At 72.2% G+C, this 26,516-nt stretch carries 23 protein-coding genes; 13 read left to right on the forward strand and 10 right to left on the reverse strand.

Features of this window, described 5'->3' with window-relative positions; genetic code table 11:
• Positions 1 to 59 precede the first annotated feature (59 nt).
• The 3 genes from HNR20_RS28575 to HNR20_RS28585 all read left to right on the forward strand — a co-directional run bounded on the left by HNR20_RS28575 (position 60) and on the right by HNR20_RS28585 (position 2,969).
• Entirely contained in the window at positions 60 to 788 is a 729-nt protein-coding gene (locus tag HNR20_RS28575; protein ID WP_221309950.1) for a MerR family transcriptional regulator, read from the forward strand.
• Between the two features lie 53 nt (positions 789 to 841).
• Complete coding sequence (locus HNR20_RS28580; protein ID WP_184186165.1) at positions 842 to 2,053, forward strand: D-alanyl-D-alanine carboxypeptidase family protein; 1,212 nt, start codon at positions 842 to 844, stop codon at positions 2,051 to 2,053.
• A gap of 70 nt (positions 2,054 to 2,123) precedes the next feature.
• Entirely contained in the window at positions 2,124 to 2,969 is an 846-nt protein-coding gene (locus tag HNR20_RS28585) for a peptidylprolyl isomerase (protein WP_229687262.1), read from the forward strand.
• A gap of 138 nt (positions 2,970 to 3,107) precedes the next feature.
• On the opposite strand, the gene HNR20_RS28590 is transcribed toward HNR20_RS28585, so the two are convergent.
• A complete protein-coding gene (locus HNR20_RS28590) occupies positions 3,108 to 4,142 on the reverse strand; it encodes a LacI family DNA-binding transcriptional regulator (protein ID WP_184186168.1) in 1,035 nt (344 codons plus the stop codon).
• 184 nt (positions 4,143 to 4,326) lie between these two features.
• On the opposite strand from HNR20_RS28590, the gene HNR20_RS28595 reads away from it, so the two are divergent.
• On the forward strand, positions 4,327 to 5,292 hold the full coding sequence (locus HNR20_RS28595; protein ID WP_184186171.1) for an acetylxylan esterase: 966 nt from the start codon (positions 4,327 to 4,329) through the stop codon (positions 5,290 to 5,292).
• 39 nt (positions 5,293 to 5,331) lie between these two features.
• On the forward strand, positions 5,332 to 6,168 hold the full coding sequence (locus HNR20_RS28600; protein ID WP_229687261.1) for a M15 family metallopeptidase: 837 nt from the start codon (positions 5,332 to 5,334) through the stop codon (positions 6,166 to 6,168).
• A gap of 2 nt (positions 6,169 to 6,170) precedes the next feature.
• On the opposite strand, the gene HNR20_RS28605 is transcribed toward HNR20_RS28600, so the two are convergent.
• A complete protein-coding gene (locus HNR20_RS28605; protein WP_229687260.1) occupies positions 6,171 to 7,358 on the reverse strand; it encodes a spore photoproduct lyase family protein in 1,188 nt (395 codons plus the stop codon).
• 160 nt (positions 7,359 to 7,518) lie between these two features.
• On the opposite strand from HNR20_RS28605, the gene HNR20_RS28610 reads away from it, so the two are divergent.
• The 6 genes from HNR20_RS28610 (at position 7,519) to HNR20_RS28635 (ending at position 12,803) form a co-directional block, all read left to right on the forward strand.
• Positions 7,519 to 8,832, forward strand: a complete 1,314-nt coding sequence (locus HNR20_RS28610; protein WP_229687259.1) for an RICIN domain-containing protein — start codon at positions 7,519 to 7,521, stop codon at positions 8,830 to 8,832.
• Between the two features lie 23 nt (positions 8,833 to 8,855).
• Positions 8,856 to 9,317: a hypothetical protein gene (locus HNR20_RS28615; protein ID WP_184186174.1), complete on the forward strand. Its 462-nt coding sequence runs from the start codon at positions 8,856 to 8,858 to the stop codon at positions 9,315 to 9,317.
• Between the two features lie 72 nt (positions 9,318 to 9,389).
• Positions 9,390 to 10,664: a sensor histidine kinase gene (locus tag HNR20_RS28620; RefSeq protein ID WP_229687258.1), complete on the forward strand. Its 1,275-nt coding sequence runs from the start codon at positions 9,390 to 9,392 to the stop codon at positions 10,662 to 10,664.
• Entirely contained in the window at positions 10,661 to 11,329 is a 669-nt protein-coding gene (locus HNR20_RS28625; protein WP_184186175.1) for a response regulator transcription factor, read from the forward strand. The genes HNR20_RS28620 and HNR20_RS28625 overlap by 4 nt, the downstream gene beginning before the upstream one ends.
• A gap of 90 nt (positions 11,330 to 11,419) precedes the next feature.
• Positions 11,420 to 12,118 (forward strand): hypothetical protein, encoded by a 699-nt coding sequence (locus HNR20_RS28630; protein WP_184186177.1) that lies wholly within the window; start codon positions 11,420 to 11,422, stop codon positions 12,116 to 12,118.
• A 73-nt stretch (positions 12,119 to 12,191) separates the two neighbouring features.
• Positions 12,192 to 12,803: a hypothetical protein gene (locus HNR20_RS28635; protein WP_221309951.1), complete on the forward strand. Its 612-nt coding sequence runs from the start codon at positions 12,192 to 12,194 to the stop codon at positions 12,801 to 12,803.
• Here HNR20_RS28635 and HNR20_RS28640 read toward each other — a convergent pair.
• Both HNR20_RS28640 and HNR20_RS28645 read right to left on the reverse strand, forming a co-directional pair.
• A complete protein-coding gene (locus HNR20_RS28640) occupies positions 12,791 to 13,750 on the reverse strand; it encodes a helix-turn-helix transcriptional regulator (RefSeq protein WP_184189213.1) in 960 nt (319 codons plus the stop codon). The two genes, HNR20_RS28635 and HNR20_RS28640, sit on opposite strands and share 13 nt — an antisense overlap.
• A gap of 52 nt (positions 13,751 to 13,802) precedes the next feature.
• Positions 13,803 to 15,239 (reverse strand): glycosyltransferase family 39 protein, encoded by a 1,437-nt coding sequence (locus HNR20_RS28645; protein WP_184186179.1) that lies wholly within the window; start codon positions 15,237 to 15,239, stop codon positions 13,803 to 13,805.
• Positions 15,240 to 15,560: 321 nt separating this feature from the next.
• Here HNR20_RS28645 and HNR20_RS28650 point away from each other — a divergent pair, with 321 nt between their 5' ends.
• Together HNR20_RS28650 and HNR20_RS28655 are read left to right on the forward strand one after the other, a co-directional pair.
• Positions 15,561 to 17,558, forward strand: a complete 1,998-nt coding sequence (locus tag HNR20_RS28650) for an elongation factor G (RefSeq protein WP_184186182.1) — start codon at positions 15,561 to 15,563, stop codon at positions 17,556 to 17,558.
• Between the two features lie 363 nt (positions 17,559 to 17,921).
• Positions 17,922 to 19,121, forward strand: coding sequence for an RtcB family protein (locus tag HNR20_RS28655; protein WP_184186184.1), 1,200 nt, complete (start codon positions 17,922 to 17,924; stop codon positions 19,119 to 19,121).
• Positions 19,122 to 19,187: 66 nt separating this feature from the next.
• On the opposite strand, the gene HNR20_RS28660 is transcribed toward HNR20_RS28655, so the two are convergent.
• The 6 genes from HNR20_RS28660 to HNR20_RS28685 form a co-directional block, all read right to left on the reverse strand.
• The gene (locus tag HNR20_RS28660) at positions 19,188 to 20,186 is read right to left on the reverse strand and encodes a zinc-dependent alcohol dehydrogenase family protein (RefSeq protein ID WP_184186186.1); all 999 of its coding nucleotides are present in this window, start codon (positions 20,184 to 20,186) and stop codon (positions 19,188 to 19,190) included.
• Between the two features lie 761 nt (positions 20,187 to 20,947).
• Positions 20,948 to 21,739, reverse strand: a complete 792-nt coding sequence (locus HNR20_RS28665) for a maleylpyruvate isomerase family mycothiol-dependent enzyme (RefSeq protein ID WP_184186188.1) — start codon at positions 21,737 to 21,739, stop codon at positions 20,948 to 20,950.
• Between the two features lie 110 nt (positions 21,740 to 21,849).
• Positions 21,850 to 23,343, reverse strand: coding sequence for an MFS transporter (locus HNR20_RS28670; RefSeq protein WP_184186191.1), 1,494 nt, complete (start codon positions 23,341 to 23,343; stop codon positions 21,850 to 21,852).
• Between the two features lie 35 nt (positions 23,344 to 23,378).
• Entirely contained in the window at positions 23,379 to 24,008 is a 630-nt protein-coding gene (locus HNR20_RS28675) for a TetR/AcrR family transcriptional regulator (protein ID WP_184186194.1), read from the reverse strand.
• A gap of 140 nt (positions 24,009 to 24,148) precedes the next feature.
• Positions 24,149 to 25,063: a Gmad2 immunoglobulin-like domain-containing protein gene (locus HNR20_RS28680; RefSeq protein ID WP_229687257.1), complete on the reverse strand. Its 915-nt coding sequence runs from the start codon at positions 25,061 to 25,063 to the stop codon at positions 24,149 to 24,151.
• Complete coding sequence (locus tag HNR20_RS28685) at positions 25,060 to 26,508, reverse strand: ATP-binding protein (RefSeq protein WP_184186197.1); 1,449 nt, start codon at positions 26,506 to 26,508, stop codon at positions 25,060 to 25,062. Before HNR20_RS28685 ends, HNR20_RS28680 begins: the two co-directional genes overlap by 4 nt.
• Positions 26,509 to 26,516 lie beyond the last annotated feature (8 nt).

Here is a 26,516-nt window from a genome sequence, read left to right on the forward strand (position 1 = left end):
GCCTCGACAGGACGCCCCGGGAAGTCTCAAATCACGTGGTAAGCAGTACGGTGACTCGCGTGGACATCGCCCCGGAGGATCGGCTGCGGGCCGTGGACCTGGCGGCCACCGTCGGGATCTCGGTGCAGCAGGTGCGCAACTACGTCGAGCTGGGTGTGCTGCCGCCGGTGCGGCGCACCGCGAGCGGGTACCGGATCTTCACGACCGAGCACGCACGGGCGCTGGCCGTGGCGCGCCGGCTGGCCGAGGGGCACGGCTGGAGCCGTACCCGGGAGATCCTGGCGGCGGTGCACCGGGGCGACCTGCCGGCGGCCCTCGCGGCGCTCGACGGCGGCCATGCCGAGTTGAACCGGGAACGCGCCGAGATCCGCCGGGTGCTCGGCGCCTTCGAGACCGTGCTGGCCAGCCCACCACAGGCCCGGCCGGCACCGCGCCGCGGCGTCCGCATCGGCGAGGTCGCCGCCCTGGTCGGGGTTCGGACCTCGCAGCTGCGGCTGTGGGAGGAGCGCGAACTGCTGCGGCCGAGCCGCACCCCGGGCACCAACTACCGGGTGTACGACGAGGCGGAGCTACGCGCCGCGCAGGTCATCGCGTTGCTACGCCGAGGCGCGTACCCGTTCGAGATCATCGAGGCGGTGCTGGGCGAACTTCGGAGCACCGGCAGCGCTCAGCGGGTCCGCGCCGAGCTTGCCCGCCGCGAGCAGGAGTTGCACGCCCGCAGCCTGCGTCGGCTGCGGGGGAGCGCCGCGCTGCACGACTACCTGCGTGGTCGCGGCGACGTAGGTTGACCGACCGGGGTATCCCGTCCCGCCCGCCGATCTTGTTGACTAGGGTCGGGCACATGAGAGCTGCGCTGCTGGCCGCCACGGCGTCCGTCATCCTGCTCGCTCCCGCGCCGGTCGCCGCCGCGGGAGCGCCTTCCGGGCCCACGGTGCGATGCCCCCGGGTGCCGGCGCCGGCGATGTCCCGTCCGCCCCGGCCCTCGCCCCCGCCCGCCGTGCCCGAGCAGCGGGTGGTCGGCGGCGCGGCGCTGGACACGGCGGGGCTGGTCGTGCCGGCCGCCGCCGCCGCACCACCGGGGATCACGGCCACGTCGTGGCTGGTCGCCGACCTGGACAGCGGCCAGGTGCTCGGCGGCTGCGGCCCACACGAGTACGGCACCCCGGCCAGCGTGCAGAAGCTGCTGCTGGCGGCCACGATGCTGCCCCGACTGGACCCGAAGCAGACGGTCACCGTCACCGCGGAAGACATGAACATCGAGCCCGGATCATCCGCCGTCGGCCTGGTCAAGGGCGGTCGCTACACCATCGAGACCATCTGGCTCGGTCTGCTGCTCAACTCCGGCAACGAGGCGGCCAACGCGCTGGCCCGCCTCGGCGGCGGCGGGAACGACGCGGCCGACGGCGTACGCGCCATGAACGAGCAGGCACACCGGCTCGGCGCGCTCCAGACGCACGCGGTCACCCCGTCGGGGCTGGACGGCAAGGGTCAGTTCACCAGCGCGTACGACCTGGCGCTGATCGCCCGGGCCTGCTTCGCCGAGCCGGCCTTCCGCCGGTACGCGCTGACGAAGCAGACGGCGATCCCCGCCCAGCCAGCACAGCGCACCAAGGGTTTCCAGATCCAGAACGAGAACCAGCTCATCTACCGGTACCCGGGCGCGCTCGGCGGCAAGACCGGCTTCACCGACCTGGCCCGGCACACCTACGTGGGTGCCGCCGAACGCGACGGGCGACGGCTGGTGGTGACCCTGTTGGGTGCCGAACCGGCGCCGAAGCGCGGCTGGGAGCAGGGCGCGGCCCTGCTGGACTGGGGCTTCACGCTGCCTCGGGACGCGTCCGTCGGTCGGCTGGTCGAGCCGGGCGAGCTGACCGCCACGCCGTCGGCGGCGCCGTCCGCGCTGGCGGTGCCCGGTGGTCCTCGGCCGGCGGCGGCCAGCGGGCCGGCGCGTACCGGCTCGGGATGGTTGTGGTCGGTGATCGCGGTGAGCGGCGCGGGAGTGCTGGTGCTGTTGGGCGGGATGCTGTGGCGGCGTCGCAGTCGGCTGCCCTGACGGATCGACATCGGGCGCTGGCGTCCATAGACTCCGGTCTTTCTGGCACCACGAGTCCAGGAGGATCTCAGTGTCGAGTGAACTCGAACCGCGCCCCGGTGTGGCGGCACCCCGCCGGCCGGTGCGCGCCCTGTCCCGCCTCGCGGGGGTGACCGTGCTCGCCGGTGCGCTGGTCGTCGGCGCGTCCGCCACCGCGCTCGCCGCGCCCGGCCCGTCGGCCGACGCGGTGACGGCGTCCGCCACGGCGGCCACCGCCTTCGACGCGGCCACCCGACCGCCGCGCACCACCCACGGCCCCTGCGCGTACACGCAGACTCCGGACGAACCCGCGGCCCGGCCGGTGCCGCTGCCGCCCGACCCGCGACGCACCCCGGCTCGGGGCAGCGTCCGGGTGACCTTGGCGACGAACCACGGGCCGATCGGGTTGACCCTCGACCGGGCCACCGCGCCGTGCACCGTGCAGAGCTTCCTGCACCTGGTCGGCAAGCGCTTCTACGACCGCACCTCGTGCCATCGGCTCACCGCGTATCCCACGCTGAGCGTGCTGCAGTGCGGTGACCCGTCCGGCACCGGCGAGGGTGGCCCGGGCTACCGGTACCGCGACGAACTGCCGACCGACCTGCCGCCGGCGCCGACCGACCCGACCGGGGAGCGTCGGGTGTACGCGCGGGGCGTGCTGGCCATGGCCAACGCCGGGCCGGACACCAACGGCAGCCAGTTCTTCCTGGTCTACGCGAACTCCGCGCTGCGCCCCAACTACACGATCTTCGGCGAGATCGACGGGGCCGGTCTGGCCACGCTGGACCGGATCGCCGCCGGGGGAGTGGCACCGACCGCCGAGGACCCGGCACCGGTCGACGGCGCGCCCGCGCTGCCGGTCGACATCCGCAAGGCCGTCCGCTCGCACCACCACTGACCGCGCGGCGCGGTGGGCGACCCTCGGTCGCTCACCGCGCGAGCGGGTCCAGGACCGTAAGCCGGGTACGCCCGCCGCCCGGAATTCTCGGGAGCGGGGCGGAACTGGTCCAACCGGTTACCGACCTAGTTCCGGCCGTCACGACGGGCCAGTCGACCCGGTCGGCGGGGCGGTGCTGTCGCGGACGACCAGTTCCGTGGCGAGTTCCACCCGTGGCGAGTCGATGCCCTCGCCCTGGGCCAGGCGCAGCACGGTCCGTGCCGCCAACCGTCCCATCTCGACCAACGGCTGGCGCACCGTGGTCAGCGGTGGTGAGGCCCAGCGGGCCTCCGGCAGGTCGTCGAAGCCGACGACGCTCACGTCGTCCGGCACGCGTAGCCCTCGGCGCCGGATGGCCTCGTAGACGCCGAAGGCCATCTGGTCACTGGCGGCGAAGATGCCGGTCGGCGGATCGGCGAGGTCGAGCAGCGCGGTCCCGGCGGCGAACCCGGAGGCGTGGTAGAAGTCGCCCGGGTGGATCAGCACGTCGTCCACCGGCACCCCGGCGCTCTCCAGCCCGGCCCGGTAACCGTCGAGCCGCGCGCGACTGCACAGCAGACTCGTCGGCCCGGCCACGAAGCCGATGCGCCGGTGCCCGATCGCGAGCAGGTGCTCGGTCGCGGCGAGCCCGCCAGCCCAGTTGGTGGCGCCGATCGTCGGCACGTCCATGGCCGGCACGCCGGCCGGGTCGACGACCACCACCGGCACGTTGAGGCGGCGCAGCTGGGCGTGCAGCGGTGGGCTCAGGTGCGAGGTGACGAAGATGACGCCGTCGGTGGCCCGGGTGCGCAGGTTCTGCAACCACTGCCGGGCCGCGGTGGGCTGGCGGTGGATCGCGGAGACCACCGTGCCGACGCCCGCGCCGTGCCCGACATCCTCCACACCTCGGATGATTTCCACGGCCCAGGGGCTGTCCAGGTCGTTGAAGACCAGGTCGACGAGGCCGGCGCGGCGGACGCTACGGCTGGTGCGACGCCGGTAGCCGTGGTGGCGCAGCAGCTCCTCGACTCGCTCCCGGGTGTCCGGGGCCACATCGGAGCGACCGTTGAGCACCCGTGACACGGTCGGCACCGACACCCCGGCCTCCCGTGCGATCGCGGTGATGGTCACCCTGCGTCCGTCGTCCGCGCCCACCCGCGTCTCCTTCACCGAGCCGGAAGAACGACCCACAAGACGTCGTCAACCGTGTGTCCCGAAACGGCTTGCCCGTTCCACGCGCCATCTTGCCCCACCGATGCGGGTTGACGACATGCCAGGTCGGTTCTAGCGTTCGCCAAGTTACGGAAACCTTCCGGAAGTTCATCGGACTGGGGACGGCATGTACACCGATCTACCTGAGGAAGAGCTGCGCGGCTACCGCGGGGTGGTCCGGGAACCAGCGGACTTCGACGACTTCTGGGCTGGCACCCTGGCGGAGGCCCGGAGTGCTGGCTGGCCGGTGCGGGCCGAGCCGGTCGAAACCGGGCTGGCCAGCATCGACGTACTCGACGTGACCTTCGCAGGTTTCGCGGGCCAGCCCGTGCGAGCCTGGCTGCGGGTGCCTCGCGGCGCCGACACGGCGCTGCCAACCGTGGTCCAGTTCGCCGGCTACGGCGGCGGGCGCGGGCACCCGTTGGAGAACCTGCTCTGGGTGTCGGCCGGGTTCGCGCACCTGCAGATGGACACCCGGGGCCAGGGCTCGGGATGGAGCCGGGGTGACACCCCGGACCTCGGCGCGGCCGGTCCGGAGGCGCCCGGGGTGACCACCCGGGGCATCGCCGACCCGAAGACCTACTACTACCGGCGGCTGATCACCGATGCGGTCCGGGCGGTGGACGCCGTCCGGACCCTGCCGGTGGTCGACCCGACCCGGGTGGCGGTGCTCGGGCACAGCCAGGGCGGCGGGTTGGCGCTCGCGGCCGGCGCGTTGGCCCCCGGGGTACGGGCGGTGGTCGCATTCGTGCCGTTCCTCTGCGACATCCCGCGCGCGGTGGTGACCACCGCCGCCCGCCCCTACCGGGAGATCCGCGACTACCTGGCGATCCACCGGAGCGCCGAGGAGCAGGTGCTGACCACCCTGGCGTACATCGACGGGGTCAACTTCGCCCGACGCTGCCGCCGCCCGGCGCGGTACTCGGTGGCGTTGATGGACGACATCGTGCCGCCGTCGACGGTCTACGCGGCGGTCAACACCCACGCCGGACCCACCGAGTTGGCGGTGTGGCGGTACAACGGCCACGAGGCCGGCGGGATCGACGACGACGAGGCGGCGCTGGTCTTCCTGCGCGAACACCTCAAGGGCTGATCCGGCACGGGGCGCCGGGCTGGCTGCTAGACAGGACTGGTGCGCTACCGCCTCGCCGTCGTGCTCGCGCTCGCCGTGCTGCTCGGTGGTTGCTCGCGGCCGGAGCCCCGCCCCGCGCCGGCCGCGCCGCAACCGACGCCGGTGAGCCCCACCCCCGCCTCGTCGGCGTCCGCGGCGGACCGGCTGCCGGGGTTCGTGGTGCTGACCGACTTCGACCCGCGCGTCCACGCCGACATCCGGTACGCCACCGCCCACAACTTCGTCGGCCGCCCGATCACCGCGTATCCGGAGCCGCTCTGCCTGCTCACCCGACAGGCCGCCGAGGCGCTGCGCCGGGTGCAGGACGCCGCGCTCGCCGGTGGGCACAGCCTCAAGGTGTACGACTGCTACCGCCCGCAGCCGGCGGTGGACGACTTCGTCGCCTGGTCCAAGAGCCCCGGCGAGCAGCAGACCAAGGCCGAGTTCTATCCGGATGTGGCCAAGAACCGGCTCTTCGCCCAGGGTTACATCGGGGCGCCCACCGCGCACAGTCGGGGCAGCACCATGGACCTGACCCTGGTCGACGAGCCCGCCGCCAGCCAACCCCCGTACCGGGTCGGGCAACCACTTGTCGCCTGCACCGCGCCACGGGCGCAGCGCTTCCCCGACAACAGCATCGACATGGGTACGGGCTTCGACTGTTTCGACGCCCGCGCGCACACCGCCGACCCTCGCGTCACTCCGACGGCGCGGGACAACCGTCGGTTGTTGCAGCGGCTGATGACCGACGCCGGATTCGTCAACTACGAACTCGAGTGGTGGCACTACAGCCTCCGCGATGAGCCGTACCCGGACACGTTCTTCACCGCGCCGGTCGCCCGCTCCTCGATCGGCTGAGCTCAGGTCCAGTAGAGGATCCGGCAGGCCGGCACGCGCGCCGCGAGCTCGGCGTGGAACCACTCGCGCAGCTCGGCCATGGTGTCGCGCGGGTAGACGTACTTCACCGCGCCGAACTTGCCGTGTTTGCGACTGCGAGACTCCTCGTCCATCTCCAGGCGGGTACGCGGGTACCAGCCGAGCAGCACCTCCTTGCTGCCCGGGGTGAACCGGTGCGTGATCAGCTCGGCGGTCAGGTCCAACTCCGGCACCCCGTCGACCGCCGCGCGGACCTGGTCGAGCAACTCGCCGTAGCGCTCCCGCCAGTCAGGCAGCGCGATGATCGGCGCGATGGTCAGCCCGACCGGGTAACCGTCGAGGGCGAGCCGGCGCAGCGCGGCCAGTCGGTCCGGCACCCGGGCAGTGCCGCCCTCGAACCGCTCGCTGACCGGGGCGCAGTTGACGCTGAACCGGACCCGGGTCCGACCGGCGTGCGGCAGCCCGACGAAGGTCTCCACGTCGGCGTACTTGGTGGTCCAGCGCAACTGCACCGGCGCGTCCCAGTCGGCGAAGTGTTGCACCGCCCGCCGCCAACTCCCGGTCAGGTGCTCCAACGCCAGCGGGTCCGTGTAGCAGGACGCCTCGAAGGTGGTGCCCTCGTCGGCGCGCCGTGCGTTGCGGCTGGTCACCGTTCCACGCCCGGCGTACGCGGCCAGCCCGCCCAGGATGTCCTCGAGGTCCGCGTACACCCGGGTCACCGGCGGGCCGGACAGCGATCCGGCGAGGTAGCAGTACTGGCAGTGTGCGGGGCAGCCCTCGGCCAGGTCGACCCGCCAGTCGGCGCTCGGCGCGATGGGTTGCAGGGCGCGTCGTGAGGGTGGGCTCACCACGATCGCCATGGTCGCCTTGGCCCGCGCGTACGTCTCCCGGTCGGTCTGCCCGCGTACCCCGGTCAGTCGGTTGGAGCGCAGGTGTTCCACCTCGATGCCCTGTGCCTGCACCAGTTCGACGATCCGCTGGCCGTGCGGGTGCTCCAACGCGGCCGGCGTGGCGACCACCCGGCCCGGGGTCCAACGGCGCGCCGACCTGGCCGGCGGCGCGAGGCTGGTCAGGTCGCGAGTCGGCACCCGCTCTCCGCTCGCGTCGTGCGGCGCGGCGGGCACGTCCACGGCGAGCGGCTGGTCGACGTTCACCACATCCGGGCTGGTCACCGGCGCGGAGTACCCGTTGTCGCAGGAATCCCACCGGATCGGTCGGCCGGCGATTGACGCCACCCGGCGCAAGGCATAACCTTTCGTCTATCTGTAAACCTTGTGAACAAATGATTCAGGTCGACGCGGCGGCGCGCGTTCCCAGCGAAGGGACGATCAGGTGATCGCAGAACTCTCCTCCCGTACCAGACGGATCCTGTCGTTGTTGGTCGCCCTGGTGGTCGCGTTGAGCGCCGGCCTCGCGGTCAACGCCTCGCGGCAAGCGCAGGCCGCGCCGACGTTCAAGGTCCTGGCCTTCTACAACGGCACCTGGGACGCCGCGCACATCGACTTCGTCAAGGACGCCCGAGCCTGGTTCCCGCAGGCGGCCGCCCAGTACGGCTTCTCCTGGGAGGCCACCAACAATTGGAGTCTGCTGAACACCGCCAACCTGGCCCAGTACAAGGTCATCATGTTCCTGGACGACGCGCCGCCCAGCGGGCAGCGCGCCGCGTTCCAGCAGTACATGCAGAACGGCGGGGCATGGCTGGGCTTCCACGTCAGCGCGTGGACCGACAACCCGTCGAGCTGGAGCTGGTACTACAACACCTTCCTCGGCACCGGTGCGTTCCAGACCAACACCTGGGGCCCCACCCGGGTCACGCTGCGCGCCGACAACCGCACCCACGCCGCCACCCGGAACCTCCCGGCGACGTTCCCCTCGTCGATCAGCGAGTGGTACTCCTGGAGCAACGACCTGCGGCAGAACCCCAACATCGACATCCTCGCCTCGGTCGACCCGTCCAGCTTCCCGGTCGGCACCGACCCCAACCAGTCCTGGTACGGCGGCTACTACCCGCTGGTGTGGAGCAACCGGCAGTACAAGATGCTCTACGCCAACTTCGGGCACAACGCGATGAACTACAGCACCAACACCGGACTGTCGTCGACCTTCGACAGCGCCCAGCAGAACCGACTGCTGATCGACGGGCTGCACTGGCTCGCCGGCGTCGGCACCGTCCCCCCGACGACGACCCCACCGCCGACCGACGGCGCGATCTCGCCGACCGCCTGGCACACCGTGGTCAACCGGGGCAGCGGAAAGTGCGTGGACGCGCGGGCCGCGTCCAGCGCGAACGGCACCGCCATCCAGCAGTACGCGTGCAACAGCAGCGCCGCGCAGCAGTACCAGTTCGTGCCGACCAGCGGCGGTTACCTGCGGGTCAACAACCGCAACAACAGCGCCCAGGTGCTCGACGTGACAAACGTGTCGACCGCCAACTCGGCGCCGATCCAGCTCTGGTCCTACAGCGGCGGCAACAACCAGCAGTGGCGGGCCGAATCGGAGGGCGGTGGCTACTACCGCCTGGTCAACCGCCTCAGTGGCAAGTGTCTCGACGTGCCGGGAGCGTCCACGGCGGACAGCGTCCAGCTCGTCCAGTACACCTGCAACGGCACCGCCGCCCAGTCCTTCCGGCTGGTACCACAGGCGTAGACCCGCCCCGGTAACCTCCCGCCATGGCGATTCCCGACCGTGTGCCGATCGCGTACGAGCCTGACTACCGCACCCGCTTCATCGGGCGGTACGACAAGGGCCAGTTCTTCGGCTCCGTCACCGCGACTCTGGAGGACGGTGCCGGAGCCGAAGACAACTGGTACCGCCACAAGCGGTGGTACGCGGTGCTGCACCGGTTCGACGCCGACGGCGTGCACACCGACTCGGACATCTGGTTCGCCGGCACCAGCGAAGACGAGCAGGCCTCCATCGACCTGGCGGAGGCCCGCCTCGTCGAATGGCTCGACGCGCTGCCCGGCCGGGAATACGCCGACATCGCCATCGGGCTGTTCCAGGTCGAGGTCAACGGGCACGTCTTCGGGCTGGTCGACTGGTCCGAGGAGTACGACGGCGAGGACCACGCCGAGTTCCTCCCCGACGACCTGGGCTTCGATCCGCCCTGGGACGGCTGCTACGACACCTGACCTCGCGGCGGCCACCAGCGGATACCGCATTCGTGGTATGCCGGTGGCCACCGTCTTCCGTACCGTGAGTAGGTGACGTTCGAGGCGTTGCGGCGCTGGTGGGCGACGGTGCCGCCGTGGGTCGGCGAGTCGGCCCTGGTGGTCGTCGTGGCGGTGGCGACCGTCTTCCGGATCCGGACCGGCGTGCTGCAGCCCGCGGACCGGCCACCGGACCAGGCGGCGTACCTGCTCGGGCTGGCCATGTCGACGGTGCTGGCGCTGCGCCGCCGCTGGCCGGCGCTGGTGCTCGCGCTGGTCACGGTCGGCTGGCTGGCCTACCACATGCTCGACTATCCGGGTGGGGCGCCGGCCGTGCCGGTCTGGGTCGCGCTCTACAGCGGTGCCGCCGCGACCGACCGGGCCGCGTCGATTCCCGTCGCCGCGATCCTGATCGGATCCGATCTGCAGGGGCGCGTCGCCACCCAGAACCTCGACCCCCTCGATCCCACTCTGGACGGCTCGTTCGCTGTCTTCATCGCCGCGCTCCTGCTCGGCGAGGCCACGCGCAGCCGCCGCCACTGGCAGGCCGAGACCCGCGCCCGGCTCGCGCTGCTCACCGCCGAGCGGGATCGGGTCGCCGCGGACCGGGACCGGGCGGCAGCGGAGCGCCTTGCCCGGGAACGGATCCGCATTGCCCAGGAGTTGCACGACATCACGGCGCACACGATCGCGGTGATCGGGGTACAGGCCGGGGTGGCGGCGGAGACGCTGAGGGACTCGCCCGAGCAGGCCCGGGCGGCGCTCGGCGCCGTACGCCAGGCGAGCCGGGAGGCGATGCGCGACCTGCGCGCGGCGGTGGGCGTACTGCGGGACGGCACCCCTGCCACGGCGGATCCGCCCGGCGACGCCGATCCGGCGGACACCGGTCTACCCGAGGGCGTCCCGCTCGGCGCGACGCCGGCCCAACCGGAGCCGCCGGCGCCGAGCCTCGACCGGCTGCCGGTGATGGCCCAGGCCTGCGGGGCCGGCGACGGGCCGGCGGTGGCGCTCACCTGGCGCGGCGACCGCCGGCCACTGCCCCAGGCGGTGGAGGCGACCGCGTACCGGATCGCCCAGGAGTCGCTGACCAACGTGCTGCGGCACGCCGCCGCCAACCGGGTCGACGTCACCGTGGAGTATCTGCCGGACGGACTGCGACTGGAGATTGTCGACGATGGCACTCAGCCGGCCACGCCGGGGACCGGGTTCGGCATCCGCGGGATGGCGGAGCGGGCCGGCAGCCTCGGCGGCTGGCTGGCCGCCGGCTCGGAGCCGGCCGGCGGCTTCCGGGTGCGGGCCTGGCTGCCGGTACGGGAGGCGACGACGTGATCCGGGTGCTGGTGGCCGACGACCAGATCCTTGTCCGCGGTGGACTGCGGGCACTGCTGGAGCGGGCGGACGACATCGAGGTGGTCGGCGAAGCCGGCGACGGCGCGGAGGCGATCGCGTTGACCCGGGCGCACCGCCCCGACGTGGTGCTGATGGACATCCGGATGCCGGGGACGGACGGGCTCACCGCGACCCGGCGGATCCTCGCCGACGACCGGCTGCCGGGCGTGCGGGTGTTGATGCTGACCACGTTCGAGCTGGACGAGTACGTCTACTCCGCCCTGCGCGCCGGGGCGAGCGGATTCCTGCTCAAGGACATCGAGCCGGAGGAGTTGCGGCAGGCGGTACGGACGGTGGCCCGCGGCGACGCGATGCTCGCGCCCGCCGTGACCCGGCGCCTGATCGCGGCGTTCGTTGGCCGGGCCGAAGGTCCGGCGGTTCCGGCCGCGTCGTTGGCCGCACTCACCCAGCGCGAGCGTGAGGTGATCACGCTGGTCGCGGCCGGGCTCTCCAATGAGGAGATCGGGGTACGCCTGACTGTGAGCCCAGCGACGGCGAAGACGCACATCAACCGGGCAATGGTGAAACTGGGCGCCCGGGACCGGGCGCAACTGGTGGTCTTCGCCTACCAGTCCGGTCTGACGGGTCTGCCGCCGTCGCGGTAGCCGGCGCTTCGACGGCTACCGCGTTTGCGGTAGTGCGGCGACCGCGTTCGCCGGACGGATCGAGCCAGGTCGAACCATAGCGTCATCGGCATGACAACTTACTCGCAAGAAGCGCAGGAACTGCCCAGGTCGTACCGGTGGATCGCGGGGGTCGGGCTGCTGCTCGGTCCGGCGTTGAGCGTCGTCGGCACGTTCTACTGGCAGGACGGCGGCGTGCAGGGAGTCGACGCCGCGGTGTTCAACGTGCTCTCCTCCCTGGCCTGGCTGGTCGGCCTGGTCGGGGTGTTCCGGGCGATCGAGCCGTGGGCACCCCGGTACGCCGCCATCGCCCTGCCGCTGGCCTGCTACGGAGTGCTGGGCGGGGTGGCGTTCGGGCTGCAGGGCATGCACGAGGAGCTGTTCGGCGTCTCGCACGGCGATGCGGTACGGCTGCTCGAGCCGTACCCGGTGGCCGCGTCGGTGCTCTTCTGGTTCGCCGGCCCGCTCTTCCCGACCAGCCTCTTCGTCCTCGGCCTGGTGCTGGCCCGGATCCGTGCCGTGCCGGTGGCGATCGGCGGGCTGATCTGCCTGGGGGCCGTGGTCTTCCCGATCAGCCGCATCCCGCGCGAGGTGCTGGTAGCGCATGCCGCGGATCTGCTGCTCCTGCTCCCGTTCCTCTACGTCGGGATACAAATGATCGCCGGGCGGTTGCGTCCCCGGGCGGCCGCCCGGTCCGTGCCGACCTCGCCGACGCTGGCCGAGGATCGTGCCGCCACGGGCGGCACCGCGCTTCACGGTGACCGACGTTAGGCACCCATCCAGGTGGGTGCACTCCCTCGCAGGAGGGAGGTGGCCCGGCCCGCCCGTTCCTAGCGTCAGTGACATGAGAACACGTGATCAGCGTGGCGGCGCCACGCCGTTGTTCCCGGTGGCCGCCGGAACCGGAGAATCGCGGCCACGTGCGGCGTGGCGGGCGGCCCATGCCCCGGTGGCCGGAGTGCCCCGGTGGGCGCGGTTTGCCGCCTACGCCATCCCGTTCACCGTCCTGCCGTCGGGTCTCTGGCGGCTTCCGGTCGCGTTCCGCGACGGCGTCGGGCTCGACGGGCGGATATACGTCGTCTCCCTCTCGATCGTGGCGGAGGTGGTGGCGTTCACCGCCGTCGGGCTCATCGCCGGTTGGGGGGAGCGGCTCCCGCGCTGGGTTCCCGGGCTGCGGGGCCGCAGAGTGCCGACAAGCGTCGCCCTCGTCCCCGCGACGCTCGGCGCGGCGATCCTGACCGTCCTGTGGACCACCGCCTTCGTCCGAATATTCGCCGGGGTCACCATGAGAGGCGGGCCGCTCCCCGCGGACTTCCCCACCCAGGGCGGGCAGTGGGAGGCCGCGATCTTCTATGCCTGCTATCTCCCGCTGCTGCTGTGGGGACCATTGCTCGCCGCGGTCGCCTACGCCTACCACCGACGCCGCCGAAGCCCAGGCGGCGGCTACGGCACCTGAGCGGCCCGCCCGAACCGGGCGGCGACGGCACGGATGACGGCGCGCAGCTCCGGCGGGTCGAGCACGTCGAAGTCGACCGCGAGGGTGCCGAGGAAGGCGGCCAGGTTGGCCAGCGACTCCCCACCGGTGTGCAGCAGACAGGTCTGCTCGTCGATCGCCTCCAGCAGGCCCGCTGTGGTGGGGATCCGTTGGGCCATCTGGTCGGCCGACGCGTGCAGGCGTACCCGGGCGGGGTGTGGCCAGGCCGTGGAGCCGACGCCGCGCAGCACGTGCGCGACCGCGTCACCACCTGGCGGCTCTCGGGGTGTGAAGCGCGGGCCGGTCGGCGTCCGGGGTCGGATGCGGTCGGCGCGGAAGGTCCGCCAGTCGGCGCGGTGGGTGTCCCAGCCGAGCAGGTACCAGCGCCGGCCGGTGTAGACGAGACGGTACGGCTCGACGTCGCGCACGGTGGTCGTGCCGTCATGCCCGGCGTAGTCGAACCGCAGGCGCTCCCGGGAGTGCACGGCGGTGGACACGGCCGTGAGCGTGTCGGCGTCGACGGTCGGGCCGCCGCCCGCGGCGGAGACCGTCGCCGTGCGCAGGGCGTCCACCCGGTGCCGCAGCCGCGACGGCAGCGACTGCTCCAACTTGGCCAGCGCCCGCAGCGACGTCTCCTCGATGCCGGTCACCGAACCGCCCGCGGCCGCCCGCAGCCCGACCGCCACCGCCACCGCCTCGTCGTCGTCGAGCAGCAAAGGTGGCAACGCGGACCCCGCACCGAGCCGGTAGCCACCGGCCACGCCGGGATGTGACTCGATCCGATAGCCCAGCACCCGCAGCCGCTCCACGTCGCTGCGGACGGTGCGGGTGGTGACCGCCAGCCTGTCGGCCAGGTCCGCGCCGGACCACTCCCGGCGTACCTGCAGGAGGGTCAGCAGCCGCAACAGCCGCACCGAGGTCTCCACCATGTCCGCGAGTCTGCCAGGCATCGCGGAAGCTGATCTTCCGCAATGACGGGAGCTATTGGCTGGTCGTGCGCTCCAGGAGGCTGATGCTCAGCAGCGGGTACTGCCAGCGCTGCACGGACCGGTAGCCGTCGTTGATCCGTTCCCGCTTGCCGGGCGCCATGTCCCGCAGCGGGTCGGCCACCGGGTCGGCCCCGACGACCCAGACGCGCGGTGGGGTGCCGAGACAGCTGGCGTCGGGGCACTCGGTGGCCAGGAACCTGCCATCGGTGCGCTGCGCGGCGACGCGCAGCACGTCCGGAGGGCGCGGGGCGGGCAGGTAGCGTTCGTAGATGTCCCGTGGTGACCACGGGATGCTCGGGTGGCTGTCCGGAAACACCACCACGTCGCCGGGTTGGTAGCGGGGGCCGATGACCGCCGCGATGCGGTAGGAGTCCTGGCTGTGCCCGGCGTGGGCCCGGATGGCGACGTGTGCGGGACAGCTCAGGACGGCCGCCAGGCAGAACGCGACGACGGCCGATGATCGTCCGGCGTGGGCCAGGGCAGACGCGGCGAGGACGGCCAGCGCCGGCAGCACGACCAGCACGTAGCGGGCCACCCAGACGTGCAGGTGGGTGCCGGCGAGCAACAGCAGCGCCATCGGAACGAACGCCGCACCGGCCAGGCAGACGTACGCCGGGGCGCGGCGCACGCCGAGAACCGCGAGTACGAGGACGAGCCCGCCGACGGCCGCGGAGTGGAAGAGCCGCTCGGGGAACGCCTGCAGGGCACTCAGGTTGACCAGCGCGATCCAGGACACCTGCGCGGTCTGACCGGCACCCCAGACGGCCAGCGCCAGCGCCGGCAGCACCCCCACACCGGCCGCCGCCGCCCAGCGTCGCGCGGTCCGCCACCCCTCGGCACGTCGAGGAAGCTGCCACCAGCCGAGCGCGACGGCGTGACCCGCGAGCATGAGCAGACCGTTGAGCGGATGCAGCAGGCCGACGAATCCGACGGCGGCGGCGTATCCGGTCAGTCGACGGCGCGAGGGTTCCTCCAGCAGCCGGACCAGGCACCACACGGCGACAGCGGCCCCGAGGATCACCAGCGCGTAGGACCGGGCTTCCTGCGCGTACCGGGACGTGACCGGCAGGATCGCGAAGAGCAGTCCCGCCAGCAGACCCAACCGGGTGCCGCCGAGCCGGCGCCCGAGCGCGGTCACCACGACCGTGGCGACGATGATGGCGGCGACCGAGGGCAGCCGCAACGCGGCAGTGGACGTGCCGGCCACGGCCGCGTACACCTTCATCAGGACGTAGTAGGGCGTCAGGACCGCGTCCACCGAACCGGCGAGCTGCCACAGCTGCGACCAGCTCAACCGGACCGCGCCCCAGGTGGCCAGCTCATCGGCCCAGAGCGCCGGACCGGTCAGCCGCCACAGGCCCAGCACCAGTGCGACCAGCGCGGGGACTGCCCAACTCGCCACCGCCCAGCCCGGTCGGGTGTCGCTCACCTCCCGACTCGCATCCGCCCGAGGGAGGTCCGGTGGTGTGGCGACGGTGCCGGCGTGGTGCAACGGCCAGGTGGCGGTGATGGTGGTTCTCCCTGAACAGGGGCGGAAAATGCCCGCGCGAATCTAGCCACGTCAGGTGAGCGAACGACGTCGCACAGCCGGCCAGACGGTGAACGAAAGCGCCGGTTATTCGGTTGCCCGAGCCGCGGCGACCTGCTGAACTACCCGAAACCGCCACCAACCTCCAGGGAGTAACAATGCGCGCTGCGTCGATGTCCGACCAGAAGGGATCTGTCGCCTACCTGAAGGACCTGACGCTGCGTGAAAACCCTGAACCTCGGCATCCTGGCTCACGTCGATGCCGGTAAGACCAGCCTGACCGAGCGGCTGTTGCACGATGTCGGTGTGACCGACCAGCTCGGCAGTGTCGACGCGGGCAGCACCCGTACCGACACCCTGGCGTTGGAACGGCAACGCGGGATCACCATCCGCTCGGCTGTCGTCTCCTTCGTGCTGGACGACGTGACCGTCAACCTGATCGACACGCCCGGTCACCCGGACTTCATCGCCGAGGTCGAACGGGTGCTTGGCGTGCTCGACGGCGCGGTGCTGGTGATCTCCGCGGTGGAGGGCGTGCAGCCGCAGACACGGGTGCTGATGCGGACACTGCGCCGGCTGCGCATCCCGACGCTGATCTTCGTCAACAAGGTCGACCGGGCCGGGGCGGACCCCGAGCGGGTCGTACGGGCCGTCGCGGAGAAGCTCACCGAGGCCGTCGTGGCGATGGGCTCGGTGGCGGCGGCGGGGACCCGCGGCGCCCACTGCACGCCGTACGGGTCCGCCGACGTCGCCTTCACCGACCGGCTGCTCGACCTGCTCGCCGGGCAGGACGACGTGCTGCTCGCCGACTGGGTGACGGACACGGCGTCGCTGCCGTACTCGCGGCTGCGCCGTGCGTTGGCGGCGCGGACCGGCCGCGCCCTGGTACAGCCGGTGTTCGCCGGCTCAGCGATCACCGGCGCCGGGGTGGACGCGCTGATCGCCGGGATCACCGAACTGTTGCCCACCGTCCAGGGCGACGTCGACGCCCCGGTATCCGGCACCGTGTTCGCCATCGAACGGGGCCCGGCGGGGGAGAAGATCGCCCTGGTCCGGCTCTTCGCCGGCACGATCCGGGTCCGTGACCGGGTCCGCGTCGGCGCTGCCGACGCTGTCCTGGTCACCGCGGTACGCGTCGTCGCCCACGGGGCCGACATGGTGGCGTCGGCCGTCGAAGCCGGCCACATCGCCCGGTTGTGGGGTCTCACGGACGCGCGGATCGGCGACCCGGTGGGCGTAACCCTCGAACGTGCCGGCGCGGACCGCCACTTCGCGCCACCCACGCTGGAGACCGTCGTGGTTCCGGCGCGTTCCGTCGACCGGGTCGCGCTGCACGCCGCGCTGATCCAGCTCGCCGAGCAGGACCCGCTGATCAACCTGCGGCAGGACGACCGACAGCACGAGATCACCGTGTCGCTCTACGGCGAGGTGCAGAAGGAGGTCATCCAGGCCACCCTGGCCGACGACTTCGGCGTGGGGGTGACGTTCCGGGAGACCAGCACGGTGCACGTGGAACGGGTGTCCGGCGTCGGCTCGGCCGTCGAGGTGATCGCGGTGGCGCCCAACCCGTTCCTGGCCACCGTCGGACTGCGGGTCGCGCCGGCGCCGACCGGTGCCGGTGTGAGTTTCCGGCTCGGTGTCGAGCTGGGTTCGATGCCACCGGCCTTCTTCGCCGCCGTGGAGGAGACCGTGCGCCGAACCCTGCGCCAGGGCCTGCACGGGTGGGAGGTCCCCGACTGCGAGGTGACGCTGACCCACGCCGGCTACTGGGCGCGGCAGAGTCATTCCCACGGCACCTTCGACAAGAGCATGTCCAGCACGGCGGGGGACTTCCGCAATCTCACCCCGTTGGTGCTGATGACCGCGCTCACCCGTGCCGGCACGCGGGTCCACGAGCCGGTGCACCGCTTCCGGTTGGAGGTGCCGGGTGACGTCCTCGGCACGCTGCTGCCCGCGCTCACCCGACTGGACGCGGTGCCGACCGCCACCACCGGGCAGGGGGCGTCGTATCTGGTGACGGGCGAGATTCCGGCGGGCCTGGTGCATGCGTTGGAGCGTCGCCTGCCCGCGCTGACCCGGGGCGAGGGCGTGTTGGAGACCGAGTTCGACAGCTACCGGCCGGTGCGTGGTCCCGCCCCTGGCCGGGCCCGCTGGGACAACAACCCGCTGGATCGTAAGGAGTATCTGCTGGCGGTCAACCGCCGGGTCGGCGGCCGGTAGCGGCGATATCCATTGCGGACGCGCCGCGGCCCTCCTACTCTCGTCGGTGCAAGGTCGACCGATCACACCCCGAGGGAGTACGCCGTGCCGCGACGCGTCCGCACCGACGCCGCCTTGCGCCTGCTCCCTGCCGGCGCCTCTGTGCTCACCTATGCCAAAACCCGTGCCTGCCGCCCCGTGCGGCGCCCCGAGTCGGGGTGGCGCGACTGACGCCGACGCTGACGCGTCCGCCGGCCGCCCATCCCACGGGGATCGGGCGGCCGTTTCACATCCGCCTACCGCCGCCGGACCCCGGACCGCCGGCACCTGATCATTAACGGTCACCGCTCGGTGGTGACCACCGCACTTCACGAGGAGACCACGATGGGATTCACCCCTCTCGCCGGTACCCGGGCACCGGTCCGGGTCTGGACCGACCCGTACGCCATCGAGCCGCAGGCCGCCCGTCAGCTGCGCAACATCGGTGCGCTGCCCTGGGTGCAGGGCGTCGCCGTCATGCCCGACGTGCACTTCGGCAAGGGCGCCACGGTCGGCTCGGTGATCGCGATGCGGCAGGCGGTCTCGCCGGCCGCGGTCGGTGTCGACATCGGCTGCGGAATGTCGGCGGTACGCACGTCGCTGACCGCCGCCGACCTGCCGGACGACCTGGCCGGGCTGCGTTCCGCGATCGAGGCCACCATCCCGGTCGGCTTCGCGCAGCGGCCGGACTCGGTCGACACGCGTCGGGTCCGCGGCCTGGAGCAGGCCGGCTGGGACGACTTCTGGGGGCGGTTCGCCGGCCTGGACCGGCGCGTGGCGCAGCTGGAGACGCGGGCGCGGCGGCAGCTCGGGACCCTCGGCGGGGGCAACCACTTCATCGAGGTCTGCCTGGAGCAGGGTGGCGCCGACTCGGGCCGGGTCTGGCTGATGCTGCACTCGGGGTCCCGCAACATCGGCAAGGAGCTGGCCGAGCGGCACATCGACGTGGCCCGGAAGCTGCCGCACAACATCGATCTGCCCGACCGGGACCTGGCGGTGTTCCTCACCGGCACGCCGGAGATGGACGCGTACCGGCGGGACCTCTGGTGGGCGCAGGAGTACGCGCGGCGCAACCGGGCCGTCATGCTGGCCCTGCTCTGCGGCGTGGTGCGTGAGCACTTCCCGCAGGTCGCCTACGACGAGCCGATCTCATGCCACCACAACTACGTCTCGGAGGAGAGCTACGACGGGGTGGACGTGCTGGTCACCCGCAAGGGCGCGATCCGGGCCGGCCGGGGCGACCTGGGCATCATCCCCGGATCGATGGGCACCGGTTCGTACATCGTGCGGGGTCGGGGTAACCCAAACGCGTACTGCTCGGCGTCGCACGGGGCCGGGCGGCGGATGTCGCGGGCGCAGGCCAAGCGGACGTTCAGCACGGAGGACCTGGCCTCGCAGACCGCCGGGGTGGAGTGCCGTAAGGACGCCGGGGTGGTCGACGAGATTCCCGGCGCGTACAAGGACATCACCGAGGTGATGGCCCAGCAGGAGGACCTGGTCGAGGTGGTGGCGCACCTCAAGCAGGTGGTGTGTGTGAAGGGCTGACGTGTCCGCCGTGGCACCGGCCACGAGCCGACCGGCCCGCGCGATCGCGCGGGCCGGTCGGTGGTGTCACGCGCCGGTGGTGTCGAACGTGAAGAGCACCTTGCCGGTACGCTCCGGCGACGCGTTGCGGGCGAACGCCTCCGCGTAGCGGTGCAGCGGGTAGGTCGAGTCGACCGGGACCACCAGCTCACCCCCAGCGACGAGGTCGACGAGGTCGGCGACCACCTTCTCGATCTCCGCCCGGGGCGCGGTGTGGAACCAGTTCACCACCCACAGGCCGCGCAGGCTCAGCTCGCCGTAGACGAGGCTGCCGAGGGGCAGCACGGGTGGTTCCCCGGTTGCCGACGAGTAGCTGACCACGGTGCCGCCGGGCTCCAACCCGGTGGCGAGGGCCCCGGCGGTGCTGCCGCCCGCGCCGTCGAGCACGAGGCGCAGCCGCTGACCCGCCAGCGCCGACGCGGTGCGCTCGGCGAGGTCGTCGCCGTCGACCAGGACGAGGTCGCCGCCCGCGGCCCGAGCCTCCTCGGCGGCCTTCTCACTGCGGACGACGCTGAGCGTCCGGACGCCCGCGATCCGGGCCAGGGTGATCACGGACCGGGCGACGGCCGAGTTGCCGAGGGTCTGGGCGATCCAGTCTCCCGGCTTGAGGTCCACGTACCTGGTGAGCATGAGGTGAGCGGTGATCGGGTTGATGGTGAGCATCGACAGTTGGGTGGCGTCGATCCCCTCGGGGACGGCGACGACGTTGCGGGCGGGGACGACGACCTGGTCCGCCCAGGCACCCTGCTCGTAGCTGCCAAGGATCACCACGCGCCGCCCGGCGAGGGTCGGGTCGACAGCGGCGCCGATCGTGCGCACCCGGCCCACGCCCTCGCTACCGATGAAGCTGGGCACCTGCGGCTGCACCGCGTACCAGCCGTTGGAGAAGAGATTGTCGACCGGGTTGATCGGGGCCGCCTCCATCTGGAGGAGGACGTCGTCGGGGCCGACGGTCAGCTCCGGCTGCTGCTCCAGGCGGACGTTCTGCGCGTAATCGCCGATGCCGGTGAGGACGAGTTGGCTCATGGGAAGCGCTCCTAGCGAGAGACTCTGTCAGGCGTAATTGGCTTAACGCCTTTGACTCTTACGACGCTAGCAGGCGGAATCCGGGAATGTAAGGGGCATGGGATTTAGACCACTACAGCTCGACGCGCCGGAGTTGGGCGTGGAGGGCGGTTGGTCGACTCCATGTCGCCGAGGTTGCGGTTTCCCCGCGCTGGGATACCCCCAGGTCGGCGATCTGGAGTCGATCACTGCCGAGCCCACCTTTGCCGACGCCCCACGGGCCGCGCATTCTGCTTTAAACGGGCATACTGGCAGCCCGTGACCTCATGTCCGTGCGCATCGGGCTGCACCCGTCCCACACATGCGGGCAACGGCGGTGGACCAGCCAAGATCGTGCTCGATCCTGGAAGTAGGGGTCTCGACCTTGCGCCGATACCACTAAAACCAGGATCGAGCACGATCATGGCCTGCGAGGCCACTACAACCTGGATCGAGCGCGATCTTGTCGGCTCAGCTCGCGCTGACACCACTACGACCTGGGTCCGGTGCGATCTTGTTGGTTGCCCGCGAGGAACGAACGTTCGTCCTGCGCTGGCCCTCGCCGTCACGCGATTCCCGTCGGTGGCGGCCCGCGCCCCGCTGACGTACCGCCGGCCCGCAGTCCGGGTGGCGGACGACGGGCCGGAACCGGCGCACATCGCCGCCACCGGGCCCGCTCAGCCACGATCGGCGGCACGGTTGCCGCCACAGGGCTGAGCGGAGCCCGGAGAGAGCCCGCAGGCTCAGAAGCCGGCGAAGACCCGGCGCAGGTCGTCCAGCGTCAGCGGGCCGGTCACCCGCACACCCTCCGGGGTGTGCGCGGGCCCGAGCCGACCGACCGCCAGCCGCAGCCACGCCTCGGCGGGTGCGGTCAGCTCACCGTCGGCCTGCTCCGGCGCGTCGACCACCTCGACCTTCTCACCCAGCCGCAGCCCGAACGCCCGCTCGGGCGCGTGCAGCCGAACCAGCAGGGTGGCCTCCCGGCCGGCCAGCTCCTGCGGCCGGCTGGTCCAGCCCAGCATGCCGCCGACCTGGTCGAGCAGGAGCGACACCGCCTCCGGCGTCACCGCCGCGAACGGGTTGAACGCCACCTCGGCGTCCCACTGGTGCAGAGCGAACTCGCTGAGCCGGAACCGGCCCGCGGTGGCCACGTCGACCGGTTCCGGCAGGAACCCGAGGTCGATCCGCAGCGAGGCCCGGGTCTCGGCGTCCAACGACTCGTACGCCTCGACCAGCCGCTCGTTGGCGGCGAGGAAGCCGGCCGCGTGCTCGGCCGGGGACATCGCGTCCCAGCGCGCCCAGACGGTGCGGTTGAAGTCCCCGTTCGGGCCGGGAGTGCCGGTGCGGGCGGCGTCCAACGACGCCAGGTTGATCTCGGCGCCGCTGCCCAGGTGGCTCAGCACCTGGGACACCTGCCACTCGCTGGCCCCCGAGGGTCGTAGCAGGTCGTCTTCCTTGAGATCCCGCACGAGCGCGGCGAGCTCCTCGTGGCCCGCACGCAGAGCTGTGATGATCTGGTCAGCTGGGGTCGACATGGATCTCCTCAAACGGACTTTCGACGATGGTCGGGACGTTACCGGAAGCGGCCGCCGACCGGCCCACCCCAGGGTCGGGGTGGTCCGGCCGGCGGCCGCTTCAGTCAGGTTCAGCCCATGTGCACGGCGTTGCCGGTCGGGATGTCCTCCTTGCGCACCTTGACCAGGATCAGGGTGGCCAGTCCGGCGAGCACGATCAGTGCCGCGCCCCAGGCGAACGCCACGCGGTAGCCGTGCACCAGCGCCTCGACCTGGTTGACCGGGTTCGGCGCCCGGCCGACCAGGTACGCGGCGACCGCGCTGGTGTACAGGGTGTTCAACAGCGCGGTGCCCAGCGAGCCACCGATCTGCTGAGTGGCGTTGAGCGTGGCGCTGGCCGCGCCCGCGTCGTGCTCGGGCACCCCCACCAGGGCGAGGCTGGACAGCGGGACGAAGGTGAAGCCCAGACCCATGCCGAGGATGACCTGGGCGGGCAGCAGGAGGGTGAGGAACGAGGTGTCCACGTCGATCTGGGTCAGCACCAGCATGCCCACGGCGGCGAGGACGGCGCCGCCGACCATCAGCGGCTTGGCCCCCACCCGTGGCATCAGCTGGCTGGCGCCACCCGCGGCGATCAGCACACCCGCGGTGACCGGCAGCGACGCGAGCCCGGCCTCAAGGGGCTTGTACTGCAACACCACCTGGAAGTAGAAGGTCAGGAAGAGGAACGCGCCGAACAGGCCGGCGCCGATCAACGTCGACGTGAGGTACGCCCCACCCCGGTTGCGGTCCAGGATGATCCGCAGCGGCAGCAGCGGGTGGTTGGAGCGCAGCTCGATCACCACGAAGACGGCGAGCAGCGCCACGCCCGCGGCGATGAAACCGAGCGTCGCGGCGGCGTCCCAGCCGTCCTCGGCCGCCTTGGTGAAGCCGTACACCAGCGAGACCAGGCCGGCGGTCACCACGATCGCGCCGGGCACGTCGTAGCGGGTGTTGCCGTGTGCCCGGCTCTCCGGCACCAGCGGGAGCGCGAACGCGATGGCGATCGCGGCGACCGGGATGTTGACCAGCAGGCACCAGCGCCAGTCGGCGTACTCGGTGAGCACCCCGCCGAGCAGCAGACCGACCGCTGACCCACCGCCGGCGATCGCGCCGTACACCGCGAAGGCCTTGGCCCGCTCGGTGGCCTCGGTGAACAGGACGGTGAGCAGCGCCAGCGCGGCCGGGGCGAGCAGCGCGCCGAAGGCGCCCTGCAGCGCGCGGGCGGCGAAGAGCATTTCGCCGGTGGTGGCGAGGCCACCCAGCGCGGAGGCGAGCGCGAAGCCGGTCATGCCGACCAGGAAGGTGCGCTTGCGCCCCCAGTAGTCGGCGATGCGGCCGCCGAGCAGCAGCAGCCCGCCGAACGCCAGCGTGTAGGCGGTGATGACCCACTGCCGGTTCGCGTCGGTGATGCCCAGGTCGACCTGGGCCTTCGGCAGCGCGATGTTCACGATGGTGGCGTCCAGGACGACCATCAGCTGCGAGACCGCGATGACCGCCAGCGCGATCCAGCGCCGCGGGTGCGGCGCGCCTGTCGACGTCCCGGCGCCGGGTGCGCCGGGCGCGGTCGAGGTAGTTCCGGGCATGGTGAAGCCTTCCGTGTTGCGAATGTCGGTGTGAATCAGGCCTGAGACGGGCGGTCGGGCTGGTAGCGGAGTACCGGGATCAGCACCTCATCGACGACCTGGGTGAGGAACGCGTCGTCGGCGGGTAGACCGTGCGCGACGATGCGGGACATGGTGAGCGCGGGCGCCAGATCGTGGAACAGCTCCCGTTCGCCGGCCTCCGGCGGGATCTCCCCGCGGGCGGCGGCGCGGACCAGGATGGCGGTGCTGGCCACCCGCCCGGCCGGCAGCACCTGGTGGCGCACCAGGCGTTCCAGCTCGGGGTTGGTCCGCATGGCGAAGGTCAGCGCCTGCATCAGGTCGCAGTCGGCCACACAGATCGCGGCCGTGGCGCGCAGCAGCTCGACCAGGTCACCGCGCAGGGAGCCGGTGTCGGGCGGGTTGTGCACGCTCACGTGCCGGTCACGCAGGGCGGCGACGACCAACTCGGCCTTGCCGTCCCAGCGCCGGTAGATGGTGGCCTTGCTGACGTGGGCGCGGGCGGCGACGGCGTCGATGGTCATCCGGTCGAAGCCGACCTCGCGCAGCAGGTCGGTGACCACGGCGAACAGGTCGCTGTCGGTGCACCGTGGCACCCGGGCTGCCGGAACTCCGGCACCCGCGCCCACCTGCTGACCACCCAGCATCCCCGAAGCCCCCCGCGAAACGATGTCGTACTGACACTAGTTCGCGGTTATCCGAACGTGCAGGTTTTCGTGAGTTGCGTCGCACTGAGTCGACGAAACGATTGCGTTTCCATCGGGGGTCCGGCAGGTGAACCTGGTGGTCAACCGCCGGGCGCGAGGAGCACCGGCACGGCCATCGTGTTGATCCGCGTGCCATCGCGCGCGGACACCTCGTACACCTCGACCGTGCCTTTCTGCTCCCGTGCCGTGCGCCAGGCGACCACCACCCGGTAACCGCCCCGGCAGCCACTGCCGCAACTGGCGGTGCCGAAGCCGGTGGCCACCTCCCGGCCGGCGGCGTCCAGCACCCGGACGCTCACGGTGGCCTCGAACACGTCGGCGGTGCCGGTGACGATGAGAGGGGTGGAAACCCGCTCACCGGGGAGTGGGCCGGTGACCACGATCGGCGGCAGCAGGTCCGCGTAGTCGGTCCGGTCGACCGGGTCATCGTCGTCGACGCGAACCTCCCGCACGGTGGGGAACTGGGTCAGCGTCCACACCACCTGCGCTTCGCGCAGCCGCCGCTGCGCCGGGTCGTCGGCGGGCGGGACCCGCAGCGTCGCCGTGCCAGCGGTGATGCGGGTGACCTCGACGCCGGCCGGGACGAGGGTGGTCAGCCCGGTGGCGGCCTCCGCCGGCGTGGGCCCGGCGGCCAGCTCGGTCAGCGCCAGCCGCGACGTCGCCACGGTCGCCGGCCGCACCCGCCTGGTCGGTACGAGCTGCCCGGCGCGGACGAACCACAGCTCGATGGTGACGGTGTCACGGGTGGTGGTGCCCGCCGGCGCCGGTGGGGTCGACGCGGGTGCCCCGGGTGGGTCCGAGGGCGGCATGGAGGTCGGAACCGGACGTCCGGACGGCGTGGCGCTCGGCGGTGCGCCGCTCGACGGTGTGGCGCTCGACGGCGCGGTGGTGGGCGCGGGGCCGAGCGCACCGGAGCGGGGACCGCCGCACCCGCTGACGAGCAGCGCGGCGACGAGCACCGGCGCGATCGCGCCGGCAACACCCCGCCGGATCACCTCGCACCGCCCGCCGCCAGGCCGACACTCGGGTCCCGCTGCTCGCCGTCGTCGCTCGGTGCCTCGGCGGGACCACGGGCCGGCAGCTCCAGGAGGAAACGGGTGCCGTTGCCGGGCCCGCTGCGAACGCTCAGCACCCCGCCCAGCAGGGCGGTGTGTTCCCACGCGATGGCCAGCCCGAGCCCACTGCCCGGTGCGGAGCGGGACGGGTCGACCTTGTGGAACCGGTCGAACACGCGTGGCAGGTGCTCCGCCGGGATGCCCGGCCCCTGGTCGCTGACCTCGAAGACGACCAGCGGGTCGGCATCGGTCACGGTGGCCCGGATCTCCCCGCCGCCATGCTCGATCGCGTTGGTGACCAGGTTCGCCAGCACGCGCTCCAGGCGGCGCGGGTCGGTGCGGAGCGTGACCGGATCTCCGCTGACCCGCACCCGCTGCGACCAGCCGCGCGCGCTGACGATCCCGTACAGCAGCGCGACCGCGTCGACGGGCCCGACGGCCGGCTGCTCGCGCCCGGCGTCCAGCCGGGAGATCTCCATCAGGTCCTCGACCAGCCGGCGCAGCCGGACCACGTCGCCGACCAGCAGTCGGGCGGCCGGTCGAGCGTCGTCGGGCAACTGGTCGAGGTGCTCGCGCAGCAGCGACGCCGCGGCCACCAGCGCGGTCACCGGGGTACGCAGCTCATGCGCGACATCGGCGGTGAACCGCCGCTCGCGGGCCTGCGCGGCCGACAGCGCCGCGATCTTCGACTCCAGTGCCTCGGCCATCTCGTTGAACGACGCCGCCCAGACGCTGAACTCGTCGTGCCCGCGTACCGGCAGGCGGGTGGCGAGCAGGCCCTCGGTGAGCGCTCGGGCCGCCCGGCTGGCGCGACCCACCGGCTCCAACGTGCGGCGGGCCAACGCGTGACCCACTCCGGCGGCGAGCAGCACCACGAGCACCCAGCCGGCCACCAGCGCGGTGCGTAGCTGGCCCAGGTCGGTGGCGACGTCGTCCTCCACGGTGAGCACGTACAGCTCGGCGGTCGAACCGGGAATGCGCCCGCCGACGACCAGCAGCCGAGGACGTTGCGCCGGCGCGGAGCGCTGGTAGCCGAGTTGCCCGTCCGCGACCGTGGCCCGCAACCGGGTGCCCAGCACCGGGGCGTACGCGGGGTGCGATGGACGGGCCGGGCCGTCGACGAGCACCACGTGCCGGCCACTGGCCTCGAAGCTGCTGAGCAGCTCGGTGCTGCGTTTCTCGGTCAGCGGTAGGAACTGTCCGGCGAGGACGAGCTGGTAACGGGCGTCGGCGGCGGCCTCGTGCAGCGACGCGTCCCACCAGGACTGTCGCAGCAGCAGCCCGGTCCCGCCGGCCAGCAGCCCGGCCGAGACCCCGGCGACCAGAACGAACGCGATCGTCAGCCGGCGCCGCAGACGGCCCGGGGTCACCGCGCGTCCGGCCATCGCCGACC

Source organism: Micromonospora parathelypteridis (assembly GCF_014201145.1).
GTDB lineage: Bacteria > Actinomycetota > Actinomycetes > Mycobacteriales > Micromonosporaceae > Micromonospora > Micromonospora parathelypteridis.